This is a genomic window from Candidatus Pseudomonas phytovorans (assembly GCA_029202525.1).
Taxonomy (GTDB): domain Bacteria; phylum Pseudomonadota; class Gammaproteobacteria; order Pseudomonadales; family Pseudomonadaceae; genus Aquipseudomonas; species Aquipseudomonas phytovorans.
Window position 1 is genome coordinate 4,602,546 of the sequence record CP119325.1, and the last position, 17,875, is coordinate 4,620,420.

The 17,875-nt window shown below is 63.8% G+C and carries 14 protein-coding genes and 1 tRNA gene; 6 read left to right on the forward strand and 9 right to left on the reverse strand.

The genetic code is table 11. From position 1 onward, the window contains the following. Nucleotides 1–75 precede the first annotated feature (75 nt). On the forward strand, nucleotides 76–1,989 hold the full coding sequence (locus P0Y58_20180) for a tyrosine-protein phosphatase (protein ID WEK29212.1): 1,914 nt from the start codon (nucleotides 76–78) through the stop codon (nucleotides 1,987–1,989). A 37-nt stretch (nucleotides 1,990–2,026) separates the two neighbouring features. Here the strand turns inward: P0Y58_20180 and P0Y58_20185 are convergent, their stop codons facing one another. Further along, nucleotides 2,027–2,986, reverse strand: a complete 960-nt coding sequence (locus P0Y58_20185; protein WEK29213.1) for an AraC family transcriptional regulator — start codon at nucleotides 2,984–2,986, stop codon at nucleotides 2,027–2,029. A 197-nt stretch (nucleotides 2,987–3,183) separates the two neighbouring features. Between P0Y58_20185 and P0Y58_20190 the strand changes: the two genes are divergently transcribed. Beyond that, the gene (locus P0Y58_20190) at nucleotides 3,184–4,332 is read left to right on the forward strand and encodes a M14-type cytosolic carboxypeptidase (protein ID WEK29214.1); all 1,149 of its coding nucleotides are present in this window, start codon (nucleotides 3,184–3,186) and stop codon (nucleotides 4,330–4,332) included. 166 nt (nucleotides 4,333–4,498) lie between these two features. On the opposite strand, the gene P0Y58_20195 is transcribed toward P0Y58_20190, so the two are convergent. The 7 genes from P0Y58_20195 to P0Y58_20225 form a co-directional block, all read right to left on the reverse strand. Beyond that, complete coding sequence (locus P0Y58_20195) at nucleotides 4,499–5,467, reverse strand: spore coat U domain-containing protein (protein WEK29215.1); 969 nt, start codon at nucleotides 5,465–5,467, stop codon at nucleotides 4,499–4,501. Beyond that, on the reverse strand, nucleotides 5,464–7,761 hold the full coding sequence (locus tag P0Y58_20200; GenBank protein WEK33368.1) for a fimbria/pilus outer membrane usher protein: 2,298 nt from the start codon (nucleotides 7,759–7,761) through the stop codon (nucleotides 5,464–5,466). Before P0Y58_20200 ends, P0Y58_20195 begins: the two co-directional genes overlap by 4 nt. Before the next feature lie 108 nt (nucleotides 7,762–7,869). After that, the gene (locus P0Y58_20205) at nucleotides 7,870–8,646 is read right to left on the reverse strand and encodes a molecular chaperone (GenBank protein ID WEK29216.1); all 777 of its coding nucleotides are present in this window, start codon (nucleotides 8,644–8,646) and stop codon (nucleotides 7,870–7,872) included. A 40-nt stretch (nucleotides 8,647–8,686) separates the two neighbouring features. Beyond that, complete coding sequence (locus P0Y58_20210; GenBank protein ID WEK29217.1) at nucleotides 8,687–9,190, reverse strand: spore coat U domain-containing protein; 504 nt, start codon at nucleotides 9,188–9,190, stop codon at nucleotides 8,687–8,689. Between the two features lie 3 nt (nucleotides 9,191–9,193). Continuing rightward, nucleotides 9,194–9,727 (reverse strand): spore coat U domain-containing protein, encoded by a 534-nt coding sequence (locus P0Y58_20215; protein WEK29218.1) that lies wholly within the window; start codon nucleotides 9,725–9,727, stop codon nucleotides 9,194–9,196. Between the two features lie 18 nt (nucleotides 9,728–9,745). Beyond that, entirely contained in the window at nucleotides 9,746–10,282 is a 537-nt protein-coding gene (locus tag P0Y58_20220) for a spore coat U domain-containing protein (GenBank protein WEK29219.1), read from the reverse strand. Nucleotides 10,283–10,312: 30 nt separating this feature from the next. After that, nucleotides 10,313–10,840 carry a spore coat U domain-containing protein gene (locus P0Y58_20225; GenBank protein ID WEK29220.1) on the reverse strand — a complete coding sequence of 176 codons (528 nt, stop codon included), beginning with the start codon at nucleotides 10,838–10,840 and terminating at the stop codon, nucleotides 10,313–10,315. A 266-nt stretch (nucleotides 10,841–11,106) separates the two neighbouring features. Here P0Y58_20225 and P0Y58_20230 point away from each other — a divergent pair, with 266 nt between their 5' ends. Genes P0Y58_20230 through P0Y58_20240 form a run of 3 tightly spaced genes read left to right on the forward strand, consistent with a single transcriptional unit; the run spans nucleotide 11,107 to nucleotide 16,228 of the window. Continuing rightward, nucleotides 11,107–13,353 (forward strand): GAF domain-containing protein, encoded by a 2,247-nt coding sequence (locus tag P0Y58_20230; protein WEK29221.1) that lies wholly within the window; start codon nucleotides 11,107–11,109, stop codon nucleotides 13,351–13,353. Nucleotides 13,354–13,368: 15 nt separating this feature from the next. Next, a complete protein-coding gene (locus P0Y58_20235) occupies nucleotides 13,369–13,830 on the forward strand; it encodes a response regulator (protein ID WEK29222.1) in 462 nt (153 codons plus the stop codon). 13 nt (nucleotides 13,831–13,843) lie between these two features. Then, a complete protein-coding gene (locus P0Y58_20240) occupies nucleotides 13,844–16,228 on the forward strand; it encodes a response regulator (protein ID WEK29223.1) in 2,385 nt (794 codons plus the stop codon). A gap of 143 nt (nucleotides 16,229–16,371) precedes the next feature. On the opposite strand, the gene P0Y58_20245 is transcribed toward P0Y58_20240, so the two are convergent. After that, nucleotides 16,372–16,446: transfer RNA gene (locus tag P0Y58_20245), tRNA-Gln, on the reverse strand. 305 nt (nucleotides 16,447–16,751) lie between these two features. Here P0Y58_20245 and zapE point away from each other — a divergent pair. Next, nucleotides 16,752–17,822, forward strand: a complete 1,071-nt coding sequence (gene zapE, locus P0Y58_20250; GenBank protein ID WEK29224.1) for a cell division protein ZapE — start codon at nucleotides 16,752–16,754, stop codon at nucleotides 17,820–17,822. Nucleotides 17,823–17,875: the final 53 nt, after the last annotated feature.

Below are 17,875 nucleotides of genomic sequence, written 5' to 3' on the forward strand. Positions count from 1 at the left end.
CCACACTTTGTAACATTCGATTTCACCTTGCCAACGGAGAGTAGCCAGCCCAAACCACTGACTGAGGCCTGATCCGTGCTGCAACGTGTGCTCTGCTCCCTGTCCCTGCTGACCCTCGCCATGTCCACGGCCCACGCCGCCGAGGCGCTCGATACCCCACGCCTGGCCGGCATGGATAATTTCCGCGATATCGCTGGCACTACCAGTGCTTACACCACCACCCACGATGGCACAATGCGCGCCGGGGTGTTCTACCGCGCCAACGCCCTCACCCCTACCGCTGCCGATCTGGCCATCCTCAACCGCCTGGGTATCAGCGATGTGTTCGACCTGCGCACCCCAAGCGAAATCGCCAGCACGCCAGACACCCTGCCCGACGGCGCGAGCTACACCAACATCGACATCATCGGGAGCACCACTTCCGGGTCAAACATCACAAACATTTCCTTCAGCAGCGCCGAACAGGCGCGGGCGATGATGCAGCAGACCAACCGCGCTTTCGTCAGCGACGCCGGCATGCGTGGTCAGTTTGCGGTGTTGTTCAACGAACTGGCCGCCGCCGACGGCGCCGCGTTGTTCCATTGCACCGCCGGCAAGGACCGCACCGGCTGGACGGCAGCGGTACTGCTGAGCATCGCCGGAGTGGACGAAGCCACCATCATGAGCAACTACCTCGCCACCAACGACTACACCGCCGCGCGCGTGGCGGCCACCCTCGCGGCAATGCCGGCGAGCATGGCTGAAGTCTACGCACCGCTACTAGGGGTCGAAGCCAGCTACCTGCAGGCTGGCCTCGATGAAATCAGCGCGAACTACGGCAACATGGACAACTACCTCAAGCAGGGTCTGGGCCTGAGCCAGGAAACGATCTACGTGCTGCGCGGCAAGATGGTGCGCTATGGCTCCCTGCCCGGCGAGGCGGGCCTGCTGGGCAACGCTGCTGCCGGCGCGCAACTGCTGCGCGAGCTGCAGGACACTTCGCTGTCGGGCAGCTACAGCGCCTACAACTACTATCTACAATCGGCCATCGATGCCGGCACCTTGGGCGGCGTGACCTCAAGCGTAGGCGGCCAGGTGCACGCAGATGCCGCCAGCTACCTGCTGCGCCAAGGTGTCATGATCGAGCGTGCGGCTTCGCCGTTCACCGACGGCAGCGGTCTCAACGTTGGCCAGGCACGCCTATGGAGCACAGCGCTTGCCGGTTATCAGGGCAATGACGGCTCGGCCCACGCGGCCAGCAGCAACGAGCACAGCCAAGGGTTGCTGTTGGGCATCACCCAGCGCTTCACCGAGCAACTCAGCGGCCATGCCGGGTTTGGCTACAACCGTGGCAATGTAGGCGGCGCCGGCGGCGAAGCTGATACCGACCTGACCTTCCTCAGCCTGGGTGCACGCTTTGCCCCCGGCAGCCTGGAACGAGGGTTGTTCGTCGATGCCGACATCAGCGGCGGCTGGCTCGATTACTCCAGCAAGCGGGAACTGGGCGGCGGCCTGGGTACGGCCAAGGGCGACAGCCACGGCACCCTGGCCGGCGCCAGTCTGGCGTTGGGTTATCGCCTTCCCGCCAACGGTCTGGTGCTGGAGCCGAGCCTTGGTGTGCGAATCAGCCACGTCGACCTGAACGGATTCAGCGAGAAAGGCAGTGAACTGGCACTGCAAGTCGACGATCTGAAAGAAACCCGTCGCAGTGCCGTGGCCAGCCTCAAGGCGGCGTTCGCGCCTATTCCCGCCGGCAACTGGCAGTTGGTACCGGGGGTGGCAGTGGGTTACGAGCATGCATTGGGTGATCAGCAGGTGAACAGCCAAGGGCACCTGTTGGGGCTGGATGTGGAGCAACGTGCCGCGTTCGACAACCGCGACCAGTTCACCGGCGGGGTGAACCTGATGGCCAACCTGGGTGCGCTGAGTGTCGGTGCCGAAGTAGCAGCGATGGGCGGTGGCGACAGCCATGGGGTGAGTGGCAGCCTCAAGGCCAGCTACGCCTTCTGATCTCTATCATTGGGGCTGCTTTGCAGCCCCGATTGGCTTACCTGCCGCGCCGCACCTCAGCCGGGCTTACCCCGAACGCCTGCTGGAAGTACTGGGCAAAACGCCCCGCGTTGCTGAACCCGTGTCGCAAGGCCACTTCAGCCACCGACCCGCCATCCCCGTGCGCCAGCACCTGGCGCGCACGTTCCAGCCGCACCTGCCGCTGATACCCGACAATCGAGGTACCGGCAAAGCGGCGAAAGCCCTCCTGCAACGCCCGCAAGCTGACATTCGCCACCCCCGCCAGCTCAGTGCCGCTGACCAAGCCGGCCGGGTGCTCGCGCAGGTAAGCCATCGCCAGTTTCACATGGCGCGGCGCCAGTGCCGGCGCGGGGCTGTGCAGTGCTTCAGTGTAGTTGTGCGGCCACGCCTCGAGCACCGCGTCCACCAGCATTTCCTGCAAGCGTGCCGGCATCAACAATCCGCTATTGATCAACGGGTCGAACTGTGTGCCGGTGGCCAGTTCCAGCAATGCGCGTATGCCCTGAAACTCCGGCACCGCCAAATCCACCACTGGAGCAAAACGCACCGGCTCCGCCAGCCCCCTGCCCAACAGCAGCGACAGCCGCTCGGCAAACAACTCGCGGCGGATCGACATGCCGTGCTGGGCATGGTTGTCGGCAAAGCGCACCGTGCGGATATCACGCTTGTCGACCGCCATCCCCACCCGCGCACCACCCATCGATTCGCCACGGTGGTCGAAGATGATCTTGCCGGCAGTTGGCAACACGAAGGTGATCTCGTCCTGCGGCGTGGGCAATCTGATGCTGAAGTCGCCACCATACTGCATCCGCCGCACGCTCATGCCTTCAAAGCGCCCATACACGCCGCCAATACTGATGCCTTCGCCCAGGGGCGGCATATCGGCATACAGGCTGCCGAACATCTGACTGAACAGGGCGCCGAAATCCTCGCTGCGCATGTCCCTGGAGCGAAGAATGAAAGGCTTGCGGGTCATGCCGGAATGCACCGTGGCGCTCATCTATGCGAAGGGGGACCGGTATATTGCCGTGATCTTGTTACAACGGCGTTAATGTGTTCGCGAAGCAGTACGAAACCTGCGCAGCGAGCGCCTGATCTGGCGCGCGCTGCGCAGCAACCCGGCCAAGCCGTGTACAGTACCCCTACAACAACGCCCGCAAAGGAGCCCGGCCCATGACCGTGACGCTGTCCCCCCTGCAGATCGACTGCACGTTCGATTCCGGCAACATCCAGGTGCTGGACGCCAGCAACCCGTCCCATGTGCACCTGGCCATCCGCCCGGACACCCACAGCGGCCACTACCAGTGGTTCCACTTCAAGGTCAGCGGGCTGACGCCGGGGCAGGTCCATCGCTTCAGCCTCGACAACGCCTCCGGCTCTTCGTACAAGAATGCCTGGAGCGGCTACAACGCCGTGGCCAGTTACGACCAGCAAAGCTGGTTCCGCGTGCCCAGCCACTTCGACGGCACAGCGCTGTCGTTCGAAGTGAAAGCAGAGCAGGAGCAGATCTGGTTCGCCTACTTCGAGCCTTACCCCCGCGCGCGGCACAACCAGTTGATCGAACGCGCGCAGCAATTGCCGGGGCTCGCGTTGCTGGCCAGCGGGCGCAGCGTGCAGGGCCGCGACATTCCCCTGCTGCGTGCCGGTGACGGTGCCGAGGGCAAGCGCAAACTGTGGCTGATTGCCCAGCAACACCCGGGCGAGCACATGGCCGAATGGTTCATGGAGGGCGTGATCGACCGCCTGCAAGCCAATGACGCAGTGGTCCAGGGCCTGCTGGCCAAGGCCGACCTGTACCTCATCCCCAACATGAACCCCGACGGTGCATTCCTCGGCCACCTGCGCACCAACTTCAAGGGCAAGGACCTCAACCGTGCCTGGCAGGACGCCAGCGTCGAACTCACCCCAGAGGTGTTCTTTGCCCAGGCGCAGATGAAGCAGTACGGCGTGGATGCGTTCATTGACGTGCATGGCGACGAAGAAATTCCGCACGTGTTCACCGCCGCGTGCGAGGGCAACCCGGGTTACACGCCGCGTCTGGCAAACCTCGAAGCGCAGTTTCGCAGCACCTTGTGCAGCGTGACCAAGGACTTTCAGACCGTGCATGGCTACACCCGTGACGAACCGGGGCAGGCCAACACCACGCTGGCCTGCAATGCCGTGGGCATGGCCCATGACTGCCTGTCGCTGACACTGGAGATGCCGTTCAAGGACCATGACGACGCGCCCGACGCGGTAACCGGGTGGTCGGGGGCACGCTCGAAGGCACTGGCCGGGGCGGTGCTGGATACACTGGCAAAAATGGTGAATGATTTGCGGTAAGCCTTGCCTCACGCGGTCCCTGTAGGAGCGGCCTTGTGTCGCGGTGGGCTGCGTAGCGGCCCCAAGATCGCAAACCCAGCACAGATTGCTGGGGCTGCTGCGCAGCCCATCGCGACACAAGGCCGCTCCTACAGGGGACCGTGTCAGCGGCAGGAGTGAGGTTCAGTCAAAACTGCACATCCAGAATTACACTGTCGGAATAGGTCGCCGCAGGCGGCGTCGCCTGGTCGGTATAGACCTTGGCGTTGTAGTTGAACACCTGGCTACCCGTGCCTGTGCCCGCGCCGGGGTTTACGTCGGCATCCGTGCTGGAACGCCTGGCAGCCCCCGATGAACCCCAGCGCACCACCCCTGCACTCTTGAAAATGTCGTAGGCGAGGTAGTTGTTGGCCGACGACTTCATCCGTCGCCGTCCGGCGGACACATTCTGCCCGTCATCCAGCCCCACCGTGTAGTTGCTGCCCTTGGTGCACGACACGTTTATGCCTTGGCTTACCGTGCCAAACCCTGCTACCACAGGCGCACTGGCAAAGCTGATGTTGGGTGTGGTGATCTGGCAATCATTGGTCACCGTCATGTTCACCGTCAGTTGCTTCACACCCGTGCCTTGGTCAGTCCCGATACACAGCCCCCCTATCCCGATTCCTTCACAGTATTTCCAGGTCCACTCGACATTTAGGGTTTCCTGATAGAGCCCCGCTGCAACGTTGGCGTTGATCTGAGTGCGCATGAAGAGCGGTACTGCCTTGGGCGTGCCGTTAAGCAACCCCAGCAAATCGAGGATACCGGTAGTCCTGAACTCAAAGCCCGTCCCACGCGTGATCGGATAGGTGGTGGTGGCGTCGGCATACAGCGTGTAGGGGATGACATCGCCGGTGGGCCCTACCAGGCCGCTGGTGGCCGAGGTGATCTTCACCACGAAAGAGTCGGTACTGCTGAGCACACTGAGCACCGAACCGTTGCACTGCAAACCTGAGTTGGCACTGGACGCCGTCTGCACCGTGGAACGTACCTGGGTCGAGTTGAGCGAGCCGAACGCAGCTGCCGAAGTCGCAACTGACGTGCATTTGGCCCAGGCCGGGCCGGCACCCAGCAGCAAGGCACACGCCCCCACCCCACCCCACCAGGCCTTCATTTGCACACCAAGGGGCCGACCAACGGGATCGAGCCTTGGGCTTCAGGCAAATCGAACGCCACCTCACAATGCCCACCCTCTTCCAGCTCCACCTGCAAGCGGTTGTGTGCGGTCAGGTTCTCCAGATACACCAGGCCATCCCAACCCACCACTGCCTGGCCGCCGCTTTGTTCATGGGTGACGCGGCTGCCCAGCTTGAGCACTTGCTGGTTGGCATCCACCAGTTCGATGCTGGCCGCCATTACCCGTTTGAGCGCAAACTCCAGCAAGTAGCCGCTACCCCGGCGCACGGCCACACGCTGCTCCACTTGGGCGGCGAGGATGTCGGGCGGTAGGTCCATGGGGTCGATCTCGTACTTGCCGCGGTAGTAACCACTGCTGTACGGCACCAGCAGGTGGCCACCGGCATCGGTGCGACCGACATCCTGGTTTTCATAGCGTACCGGCACATTGGCGTAACCACCGGTGCTGACCACCACGAAGGCATCGTCGATGCGGTTGGCGGCAAACAGCCCGGCATCCATCCACACCAACGAGCCACTGGCGTCGGCCCAGCGGGTCATCTGGCCGCTGCTGCCATACACCCCGGCCTGCAACTGCACCGACTGCAGGCGCCAAGTGGCGTCGGCCTGGCGATAGGCGTCGCGGTCACTGCCTGCGGCATAACCCAGGTTGTAACCAACGCCGCCACCGACCGGCACTGCGCGGCTGTAGTTGACCCTTTGCAGGCTCTCGCCTTCCTTGCTGCGCTCCATGCCCAGGGCCAGGGTGCCGTGCAGGTCGAACGGGATCACCAGTTGCGCCTGCACCGCCCACTGGCTGTCACCCACTTCGCGATTGGCCGACAGGTACACGCTGCTGCTACCCCATAACGGCCTGCTGTAGCTCAGGTTGATCAGCCGGGTACGCGTGCCATCACCTGCACGCACGTCGAAGTATCCGGCGCCGATGCTGCCGTACTCGTTCAGGTTGAGGCTGAGGGTGACCTGTTCGCTGCTTTTGCTCAGTTGCATGTCCGGGGCGTCGACCCGGGTCAGGTCGGCATAGTCGCCATGGCGTTGCAGGCGCTGGTAACTGAAGCCGATGCGCTGGCTGTTGTACTGGTAACCCAGGGCGACCTGGTGGCCCTTGTCGCCGTCGAACCGGCTTTGCGCCAGGGCAGCGTTGAGCACGCCGAAGTTGCCCAGGCGCATGTTGCCGCCCACACCGCCAAGCACCAGCGATTCGGCGGTTTCGGCGTGGGTTTCCAGGGTGAAGATGTCGCTGAGGCCATAGCGCAGGCTGCCCGAGGCAACACCTGGCCCGTAGCTGAAGTCGCGCACGCCGTAATCACGGCGCAAGCTACCGGCGGCCACCGAATAGTCCGATAAACCCTTCTGCAGCAGGCTGCTGGTGACATAGAACGGCAAGGTGGTCGAGACCTGCCGGCCAAGGGCATCAGTGGTGACCACCACCGCCTCCCCGGCACCGTTGATGAACGGCACGTTGGTCAAGGTATACGGCCCTGGCTGCAGCTCAGTGGTGCTGGACTTGAACCCGTTGATGAACAGGTCGAGCGACGTCGGCACCGCTGCTTCGCCTGCGAACGCCGGCAACGGGTAAGTGACCAGATCGGGGCGCGCAGCGAAGTCGCGTGACAGTTGCACGCCGCCCACCCGCACCGAACTGCTCCAGGGCAAAGCACCGGTCACGAAGTCACCGGCTTCGTAAGTCAGCAGGCGCTGTTCATCGGTGAAGCGCCAGGTGGTGTCGTAACGCATGAAACCTTGGCGCGTATCGTCCGCTTGTGCGCCATTGAATGACTGGCGCCATTGCCCGGTACTGGAGAAAGTGCCCCAGCTGTCGAACAGGCGCAGCTCGTTCCAGGCTGCCAGGTAGGTGCCGGCTTCATCGGTGTCGTTGAGATACAGATCGTAGTTGAACAAGGCACCAAAACTGCTGCGTGCATCGCTGGCCGGGTACAGGTTGCGATCCCCCACCTGCTGGTCTGGTAACCAGCCCGGCGGCACCTGCAGCAGCAGGCGCTGGTTCTGGCTGTCGTAGTCGGTGTGCAGCCCCGCGATGCTTTCCAGGGCCACCTCGCCTTGCGGGTCGCCGGGCAACGAGATGCCGGCTGCCCGCAATACTTCACTGCCCAGGTACAACTGCCCGGCCCGCTGCTGCACCGGCACCAGTTCAGCCCTGGGCATCTGGTTCACCACCAGGTCGAGGTACAGGGTGGCGTCGGCGATGGCGGACATCTCCGTGGGCGGCGGGGGCAGGTCGTCGGCCAGCGCCAGCCCGGGGCTGAGCATGGCCAGCACCAGGCACCAGCGGCGCGTCGTCGCCGAGAGCCATTTCACACACGGTTTCCAACCATTGCCGGGTCCTCCCTGGCCCCTGCACTGCATTCAGTATTTGGCTCATTGGCCCTGGCGGATGGCGTCCGCCGCGCTCTGGCCATTGACCCTGCCCTTCAACACGCTGCCGCTGGTGGACGCCACGGGAGCAGGCCAGCGCATGCTGGCACCTGGTAGCACATAGCCCAGCAGGCCCTCAGCCAGTGGCTTGCTCTGGCTGCCTTGCTGCACCACCACATCGGTCAGCCTTGCATGCACCGGCCCGGTGTTGCGCAGTTCAACGTAGGGCTTGCCTTGCACCGTTACCGGCCGCCAGCTGAGCTGCGGCTTGCCCACACCTTCGGCATTGCGTTTGCCCTCAGGGTCGGCCTTGCCCCACAGCCCTTCGCCATAGACGAACAGCGGCACCGAATAACGCATCTGCAAACGGATGGCCGCAGTCGTGCCGGGCTCGGCATTTTCAACCGGAATGGCGGGCGGGATCTCGTCAATGATGATGCGGTAGGCCTGTTCCTGGCCGGCAGGTGAAGAGCCGGTCCGGGTCAGGCGGATCAACTGCTTCTGCCCGGGGGCAATGTTGGCGACCGGCGGGCTGCCGATGATCTCGCGCTGCGCCTGGAACTGTTCCTGGTAATCACCCTGGCGCCAGGCGAATACCCGTACTTGCAGGTTGGCCGGTGCAGTGCCACGGTTTTCCAGCCACAGCGCACCAGCCTTCTGGTCGGCCTCCAGCACCGGGTCGATGGGCCAGATCAGCACCGAGGTGGCCGCCCCGGCCGGCAGGCTTGCCAGCCACAACAATCCGATCAATCCACGCGCCCACTTCGCGCCTGCCCGCATGCAGCTCTCCTTAGACACTTGTCGGTGGTGATGCTGGCATTTACCAGGTCACCGTCACTTGCACCACGTCGGTGTAGGTCCCTGCCGGCAGCACGCCGGTCAGCTGGACCCGCCCGTACACCGGCAGCTTGATCGCCGTCGGGTCGGAATAGCTCACGGCCACGCTCTGGCCGATTCCCAGGCTCTGGCTGTAGGCCGCGTCCCGGTACAACTGGTAAGCCAGCACTTGCGTGCCGCTGTTACGTTTCAGGTTGCGTGTGCCACTGGCACTGTTCTGCCCGCCATCCAGGCTCATGCTCATGGCCACGCCCGGCGTGCACTGGAAGGTCACTGTAGTGCCGCCCAGCGAGGTGCTGAGCAACCCGTTGGACAGCGCCGACTGCGTGCCATAATCGAGCGTGCCGTAGCTGGTGACACCACCCACCACCAGGCACCCGGCAACAACCTGCGCCGTGACCGTGAAGGTACTGCTGGTCACCGCCCCCAGCGGGGCAGCCAACAGCATGCCGACTCCGCTCAGGCCACCTGCCAGCCAGCCGCGCATGGTTCAGAACGACAGCTCGACCGAGATCGTGTCGCTGTAGACCCCTGCGGGCAGGCCCGCCTTGCCCACGGCCTTGCCGTAAAGGTTGACGGTCTGGGCCACGCCAGTACTGGTCGGCAGGGTGATGGTGCCGTCGATGGCCAGCAACGTCGTACGCCCGGTGTCGGTGAACAGGTCATACGGCACAAAATTGCCGGAACCATCGGCCAGCGCACGCGTGCCACCGCTCGACTGGCCGTCATGCAGGCCCGCGCGTACTTTGATCGCCGGCACCGTACCCGCCGAGCACAGGATGCTCATGGCACCACTACCGCCCCCCAGCACCTGGGCATTGGCGGTAACGAACAAGGCATCCTGGGTACCGAAGTTCAAGGCACCGAAGTTGAGCCCCGAGGTGCCCGAACTACCATTTACCTGGCACGCTGCAATCAGCGTCAGGGTCGAGCTTATGCTGCCGGTCACCGTGGCCGCCTGAGCCGGGGAAGCCAAGGCCAGGCCCAGGCCTGCGAGCATGCAACATGAAAGGTTCGTTCGCATCGGAGTCTCCTTGCGTGGTTACCAGTCCAGGGTCACTCTGAGGGTGTCGCGGTAAAGCCCGGCCGGCAGTGCGCGCGGTTGCGCCACTACCACACCGTAAATGGGGATCGGAACTTGCTGGCTGCTGTTGATGGTGAAAGCACGCGCCTGGCCAATGGCGTAGCGGCTGTTGCCGCCCGGGTCGACCGCCAGTTGATACGGGATAAGTTCGCGACCGTTGCTTAGCCGGCGCACGCCGTCGTCGCCATTCAGGCCGCCATTGATCCGCACGTTGAAGGCGCGTACTTCGGGCGTGCAACTGATCTGCAGGCTGCCCTCGGCACCGGCCTCGTCAACCCGGCTGCGCAGCGGCTGGTCCCAGTTCGGGCCACGCTCGCCGAAGTCCAGTACACCCGGGTTGCCCAGCACGGCTGGCTGCGTGTCGTTGCTGCTGATCTGGCAAGCGGCGCTGATCACCAGCCGCGCCTGTATGAAACCGGTGGTGCTGCCATGCACCGCACCACCGGGCACCAGCAGCGGGCCCAAGGTAAGCAACAGGATCGAAGTGCGGTTCATGGCGTCGCGTCCTTGTGCATGTTGGCGTCCCTACCAGGTGACCGTGATTTTGAGCAGGTCCGCGTAAGCCCCTGTATTCGGTACCCAGGCCAGTTTGTCGATGCGTGCGTACAACGGCAGCTCGACCGAGCCGCTGCTCGGCACCCTCGCCGACTGGGCGACCCCCACAGCCAGTGGCTCACGCCAGGCAGCGTCGCGATACAGGCGATAAGGAATGGGCCGAGCCGAGCGGTCATCGCTGGCCAGGTAACGGAGCTCGCCGACACCACCATGCTGGCCGCCATCGACGCGCACCTGATAGGGGGTGTCCGGGTTGCATTCCAGGCGCGGTGGGCGCTGGCTCAGCAGTACGCCGCTCAGCGGCGCATCAGGGCCGTCCAGGCGCGCCGTCGCGCCCAGGTCAATCTGCCCCAGGGCATGGGCTCCCGCGTCGCGTGTCTGGTTGACCAGCATGCAGCCACGCTGCACCAGCACCCGCACTTCCACGAGAAAATCCGCTGCCACGGTACTGCCGCTGAACAACAAGCCCAACAGCACGGCCACCAAGCGCTCCGTCACCTCGTTATCCTTGTCGAAACGTCTGAACTGAGCGTAGCAGCGGGTCAGCGCGACGCTGGTGGCATCAAGCCATTTTTTTGTATTAGCAACAAAGCGATAGCGCCCCTTCAAAAAAAGCCGCAACGACGCAGAACCCCAGGCCATCTCCGTGCCTCCAATGGCCGAGAGCCGGTAAAAGTACCTGGTTTCTGTTAGGGTGAATCACACTCATCCTGCGCCAGGCAGCTATGCCATACATGGAAGGACATGACAGGAGCGTTTCATTGATGACTGCAGACAACACGCTGGCAGAAGCCGTGGAGCGCTGCGCCCAGGAACCGATCCACGTACCGGGCGGCATCCAGCCCCACGGTTTTTTACTGGTGCTGGACGCCTCCGACCTGTGTGTATTGCAGGCCAGTGAAAACGTCGAGCACTGGCTGGGCCTACCGGCCCGTGAACTGATCGGTTACCCCTTCGCTAACCTGGTCAGTGACGGCTTTGACCTGCACGCGCAGCTCACGCGGCTGCCCGAAGATGAAATCTTCCCCTTCCACATCGGTGACGTGCGCCTGCGCCAAGGTGCGCCCTCCAGCACCCCGCTGCATTTGCTGGTGCACTGCCATGACGAAGTACTGATTGCCGAATTCGAGCCCCCTCGCCTGCCACCGGAGCTGGCCGGCCAAGGCGACTACTACCCGCTGGTGCGCAACTTTGTCGGCAGCCTGCAATTGGCCAGTAGCCTCGAAGACCTGCTGCAGCAAATGGTATTGCAGCTCAAGCGCATTACCGGCTTTGGCCGGGTCAAGGCGTACCGCTTCGATGCCGAGGGCAACGGCCAGGTCCTGGCCGAGGCGGCCGACCCGGGCTACCCCGTTTATCTGGGCCTGTGCTTCCCGGCAGCAGACATCCCGCGCCAGGCGCGCGAGCTGTACCGGGTCAACCGCATCCGCGTGATCGAGGATGCCAACTATCAGCCCTCGCCCCTGTTGCCGGCCATCAACCCGCGCACCGGCAAGGCACTGGACATGAGTTTCGCTGCACTGCGCAGCGTTTCGCCGGTGCACCTGCAGTACATGCGCAACATGGGTACGCTGGCGTCGATGTCGCTGTCGATCGTGGTCGACGGCGAGCTGTGGGGGCTGGTGTCCTGCCACCACCAACAGCCACGCGCGGTAGACCTGCGTACCCGCACTGCTTGTGAGTTGCTGGCCAGTGTGCTGTCGCTGCAGATCGAGTCCCGCGAGTCTCATGCCAGTACGCGCAAGCTGCTGGCGTTGCGCCAACACATCGTGCGCATGATCTCGTCCATGGCCGACCACGACAGCGTCAGCGACGGCCTGCGCGACCTGCCCCAGGTGTTGCTGGCCTTTGCCGGTGCCCAGGGCGCCGCCGTGATCTCGGCCGAACGCTGTGACCTGATCGGCCAGACCCCACCTGAAGCTCAGGTGACCGCGCTGGTGCACTGGCTTGGCCAGCGCGGCGAAGACAATGTATTCCACAGTGACAACGTGCGCCGCGACATCACCGACCTGCCCGAGCTCGCCACCCATGCCGGTGGTGTACTGGCGGTGGCCATCTCGCAGATCCACTCGCACTACCTGCTGTGGTTCCGGCCTGAGCAGGTGCGCACGGTGAACTGGGCGGGCCAGCCGACCAAGCAGGTCGGGCCGCAGGGCAACCTCGACCCGCGGCACAGTTTCGAACGCTGGCAGGAAGAACTGCGCGGCCACAGCGAGCCGTGGGACCCGCTAGTGGTCGAGGGCGTGCTGGAACTGCGCACTGCCGTGCTTGGCATAGTCCTGCGCAAAGCCGAAGAACTGGCACAGCTGGCTGGCGATCTGCGCCGTTCGAACAAGGAACTCGAAGCGTTTTCCTACAGCGTTTCACATGACCTGCGCGCGCCTTTGCGGCACATCGCCGGCTACACCGAACTGCTGAGTGAAATGGAAGGCCAGGGCCTGAGCGAGCGCGGCAAGCGCTTCCTGCAGCACATCGGCGAAGCAGCTCACTTTGCCGGCAGCCTGGTCGACAACCTGCTCAACTTCTCGCAGATGGGCCGCTCGGCCTTGCGCCTGTCCGACGTAGACCTCAACGCGCTGGTCGAAGCCATTCGCAGCGAGCTGGCGCCCGATTACGAAGGCCGCGCAATCGTTTGGGACATCGCCGCGCTGCCCAAGGTGATCGGCGACCCGGCGTTCATCAACATGGCGTTGCACAACCTGATCGCCAATGCCATCAAGTACACGCGCGGCCGCTCACCTGCCCACATCGGGATCAGTGCCGTGCAACATCCTGGCGAAACCGAGGTCTGCATCCGCGACAATGGCGTGGGCTTCGACATGGCCTATGCCAACAAGCTGTTCGGCGTGTTCCAGCGCCTGCACCGCATGGAAGACTTCGAGGGCACAGGGATCGGCCTGGCAAGCGTGCGCCGCATCATCGAGCGCCATGACGGCCGGGTCTGGGCCGAGGGCCAGATCGACCAAGGCGCCAGTTTTCACTTCACCCTCCCCCGAAACACGGCTACATGAGGCACCGCTAACATCATGCTCAAACCCATCCTGCTGGTCGAAGACAACCCCCGGGACCTGGAACTGACCCTGCTGGCCCTGGAGCGCAGCCAGTTGGCCAACGAGGTCATCGTGCTGCGCGACGGCGCCGATGCACTGGACTATTTGCTGCGCCGCAACGCCTATGCCGCACGCGATGACGGCAACCCTGCCGTGCTGCTACTGGACCTGAAACTGCCCAAGGTCGATGGCCTGGAGGTGCTCAAGGCAGTACGCGCCACTGCCGAACTGCGCAGTATCCCCACGGTGATGCTGACCTCCTCGCGGGAGGAGCCCGACCTGTTGCGCGCCTATGAACTTGGGGTCAATGCCTACGTGGTCAAGCCCGTGGAATTCAAGGAATTCGTCGCCGCCATCTCCGACCTCGGGGTATTCTGGGCAGTGCTTAATGAACCGCCACCCGGCTCACTGCGGCTGAATCGTCGCGGTAGCAACTGAGGCCGCCGCAACGATGCAGCAAACGCCGTTGAATCTACTGATGGTCGAAGACAGCTCGATGGACGCCGAGCTTACCCTGATGCGCCTGGAACGCAGCGGGCTGCAGGTGCAGTCACAACTGGTGTTCGACCACGTGGGTGTCGAACACGCCCTGCGCGAGGCCCGCTACGATCTGATCCTGTGCGACTGCGTGCTGCCAGGGTCGTCCGGCACCGAGGTGCTGGCCATCGCCCAACGCCTGGCACCGGACATTCCGTTCATCTTCCTGTCCGGCATCTACGGCGAAGAGCACGCGGTGGAAATGATCCGCCTGGGCGCCACCGACTATGTGCTGAAGAAAAACCTGCCACTGCTGCCCAAGGCCGTGCGCCGGGCCCTCACCGAAGTGCAGGAGCGCCAGCGCCGGCGCCGCGCCGAAGAGGCGCTGGCAGACGTCGAGGCGCGTGCACGTATCGCCATCGACGCCGCCGGCATGGGCACCTGGGACCTGCGCCCGCAGGAAGGCTTGCTGGTGTGGGATGACCGTTGCAAGACCTTGTTCGGCCTGCCCACCAGCACCGAAATGAGCCTTGAGGTGTTCCTTGATGGCATCTACCCCGATGACCTGACAATGGTGCGTGAGGCGGTGGAACACGCCATGCGGCCGGAAAGCGGCGGCCGCTACCGGGTCGAGTTTCGCATCGCCCAGCCCAACGGCCTGGAGCCCCGCTGGTTGCTCAGCAGCGGCCAGAGTCAGTTCGTCGAGGGCCAGTGCGTGCGTTTTTCCGGGGTGCTGCAGGACATCCACACCCAGCGCCTGGCCACCCAGGCGCTGCGTCAGCTCAACGAAATGCTGGGGGAAAGGGTAGAACGCCGCACCCGCGAACGCGACCGTGCCTGGGAGCTGTCGCAGGACCTGCTGGCCGTGCTGAACAAGGACCTGACCCCGGTTGCACTCAATCCGGCCTGGGAAGCCAGCCTGGGTTTCTCCCGCGAGCGCCTGAGCCAATCGTCGTTGTTGCACCTGCTGCCCGAGCCCGACCAGGAACTGCTGCTGACCGAACTGGCCGCGCTCGCCCATGGCCGTACCAGCGCACGTTTCGTAGGCCGCATCCTGCATGCCGGCGGCCAGCAGCGCTGGCTGTCGTGGGTGGTGGTACCGGAAGATACTTTGCTGTACGTGGTGGCGCGCGACATCACCAGCGAGCGTGAAGCCGCCCTGGGCCTGGCAGACGCAAACGCCCGCCTGCGCGAACAGATCAACGAACGCGAGCGCATCGAGGCCGCGCTGCAGCAGATGCAGCGGCTCGAAGCCGTCGGCCAGCTGACCGCTGGCGTGGCCCACGATTTCAACAACCTGCTGACGGTGATCCTCACCGGCGCCAGCTTCCTTGAGCGCGACCTGGTCAAAGCCGACCTGGACAAGGCCCGCACGCGCCTCACGCATATCCGCGAAGCGGGCGAGCGTGGCGCCAAGCTGACGTCGCAGCTGCTGGCCTTCTCCCGCCGTCAGCGCCTGGAGCCGGTAGCGCTTAACCTCAACCAGACTCTGGCCGGCCTGGAAGAGCTGTTGCGCCGCACCCTGGGTGGCAACGTCTCGGTGCGCCTGGACCTGGACCAGGCCCTGTGGCAGGCACTGACCGACCCCACCCAGACCGAAATGATCATCCTCAACCTGGCGATCAATGCCCGCGACGCCATGCCAGACGGCGGCCAGCTCACCCTGACCACCCGTAACACCCGCATCGACACCCGCCCGCAACGCCCGGAAGACCCGGACCCGGGCGAGTACGTGATGCTGAGCATCCGCGATACCGGCTGCGGCATGAGCGAAGATGTGGTGGCCAAGGTGTTCGAGCCGTTCTTTACCACCAAGGACATCGGCAAGGGCTCGGGCCTGGGCCTGGCCCAGGTCTTCGGCTTCGCCAAGCAGTCCGGGGGTGGTGTGCGCATCGACACCACGCTGGGCCACGGCACGCAGGTGGCGGTGTACCTGCCCGCAGTAAAAGACCAGATCGTGAGCGAGCCGGTGGTACCGATGCTCAACCAGGCCAGCGACAGCGGTCACAACCGCACGGTGTTGCTGGTGGATGATGACCACCTGGTGCGTGACATGCTTGGTGATGTGCTGCGCCAGTATGGCTACCAGGTGCGCCAGGCGCACAGCGGTGAACAGGCCTTGGCGTTGCTGGACGACGAGATCGACCTGCTGCTTACCGACTTCGCCATGCCCGAGTTCAACGGCGCGCAGCTGGCCCTGGCGGCACGCGAACGGTACCCGCACTTGCCGGTGGTGTTCCTGACCGGCTATGCCGAGCTGCAAGGGCTGGAGTTGCCGGGCAGCGTCGTGATCCAGAAGCCGGTGCAGGCTGATGAGCTGGCGCGGGTGCTGAACGAGATGCTGGGAATTTCCGGATAACCCGGAACGGCGCAAACCCTTTCAGGAGCGGCCTTACCGGGGCGCTCCTACAGGGATCGCGTGATGAAGCTCAAAAAGCGGAAACGACAAAACCAGCACTTATCTAATTAAGTACCGGAATATATACGTTTGAATCTGAAAAATGGCAGGGGCGGCTGGATTCGAACCAACGCATGGCAGGATCAAAACCTGCTGCCTTACCGCTTGGCGACGCCCCTGTATCGGATACAGCATTCGCTGCTCTGACAATTCCAACTGAGTGACAACTGGGTTGTTGTCTTGGAATGCGCGGCACTTTAACAACAAAGTTTTGTTCTGTGAAGCCCCTGATGAAAAAAAATTGCCATAAAACAGCGAGTTAGTCATTTCCGAGGTTTTCCTCATCGACCATCCGTGCCAATGCCGGTGTGCAGCCGGACCTATCGCATGAAGCGATCATTGCCGGTCACTTTCTGTATTAGTCAAAATGGCCGCCCTCGGGCAAGCTGCACACTGCCCCGTCATCGCCCAAGGAGCTTTGCTTTTGTCTGCCTGGATCCCTGCCCCACTGCGCCAGCTTGGCCAGCGCCTGCGCGGCGCTGCCGCCAACCAGAGCGAACTGCTCGACTGGTTCGAGGACAAAGCCCGAAGCCGGGGTTACCAGCTGAGTGACGGCCAACGCCGGGTGATCCACTGCATGGCCGAACAATTGGCAATGCTCGAACAAGGGCAGCCGCGCAGCCTTTACCTGCATGGTTCGGTGGGGCGCGGCAAAAGCTGGCTGTTGGACGGCTTCTTCCAGGCGGTGCCGGTCGAGGCCAAGCGGCGACTGCACTTTCATGACTTCTTTGCCCGCCTGCACCAGGGCATGCACCGCCACCGGGCGCTGGACGATGCGCTGGGCGCGACCCTGGATGACCTGGTGGGCGATTGCCGGGTGCTGTGCTTCGACGAATTCCATGTGCATGACATTGGCGATGCCATGCTGCTCACCCGCCTGTTCAGCGCCTTGTTCACACGCGGCGTGTTTCTGCTGGTGACCTCAAACTACGCGCCCGAGGGGCTGTTGCCCAACCCGCTTTACCACGAGCGTTTCCTGCCGGTCATCCGCCTGATCAACGGGCGTATGCAGGTGCTGGAAGTGGGTGGCGACACTGACTTTCGCAGTTTGCCGGCCAACCGCGAGCACCAGCGGTTTACCCAAGGCCACTATGTATGGCCGGGGACGGCGACACAGCGCCAAGCGCTAAACGTACCGGATGAGCAGCCGGTAATGCTTGAAGTGAACAAACGCCCGCTGCGTGCGCTGGCCATTGATGGCCGGAGGGTGGTGCTTGGCTTTGACGATCTGTGCGAAAAGGCCACGGCGGTGATCGATTACCTGGCGCTGGCGCAGCAGTACGATGAATGGATCATCGATGGGCTGGATGACCTGGCAGAGTCTTCGCTGGCGGCACAGCAGCGCTTCGTCAATCTGGTGGATGTGTTGTATGACCAGGACCGACAGCTGACGGTGATTGGCAAACGGCCGCTGGAAGAGAGCCTGGGCGGGCCGCTGGCCGACCTGATGCGTACCCGCAGCCGGTTGGGGCAACTGCACCAGTTAGCCCCGTAGACCTGCACTGCCTGAACCGGCCTCTTCGCGGGCTCGCCCGCTCCCACAGGTAC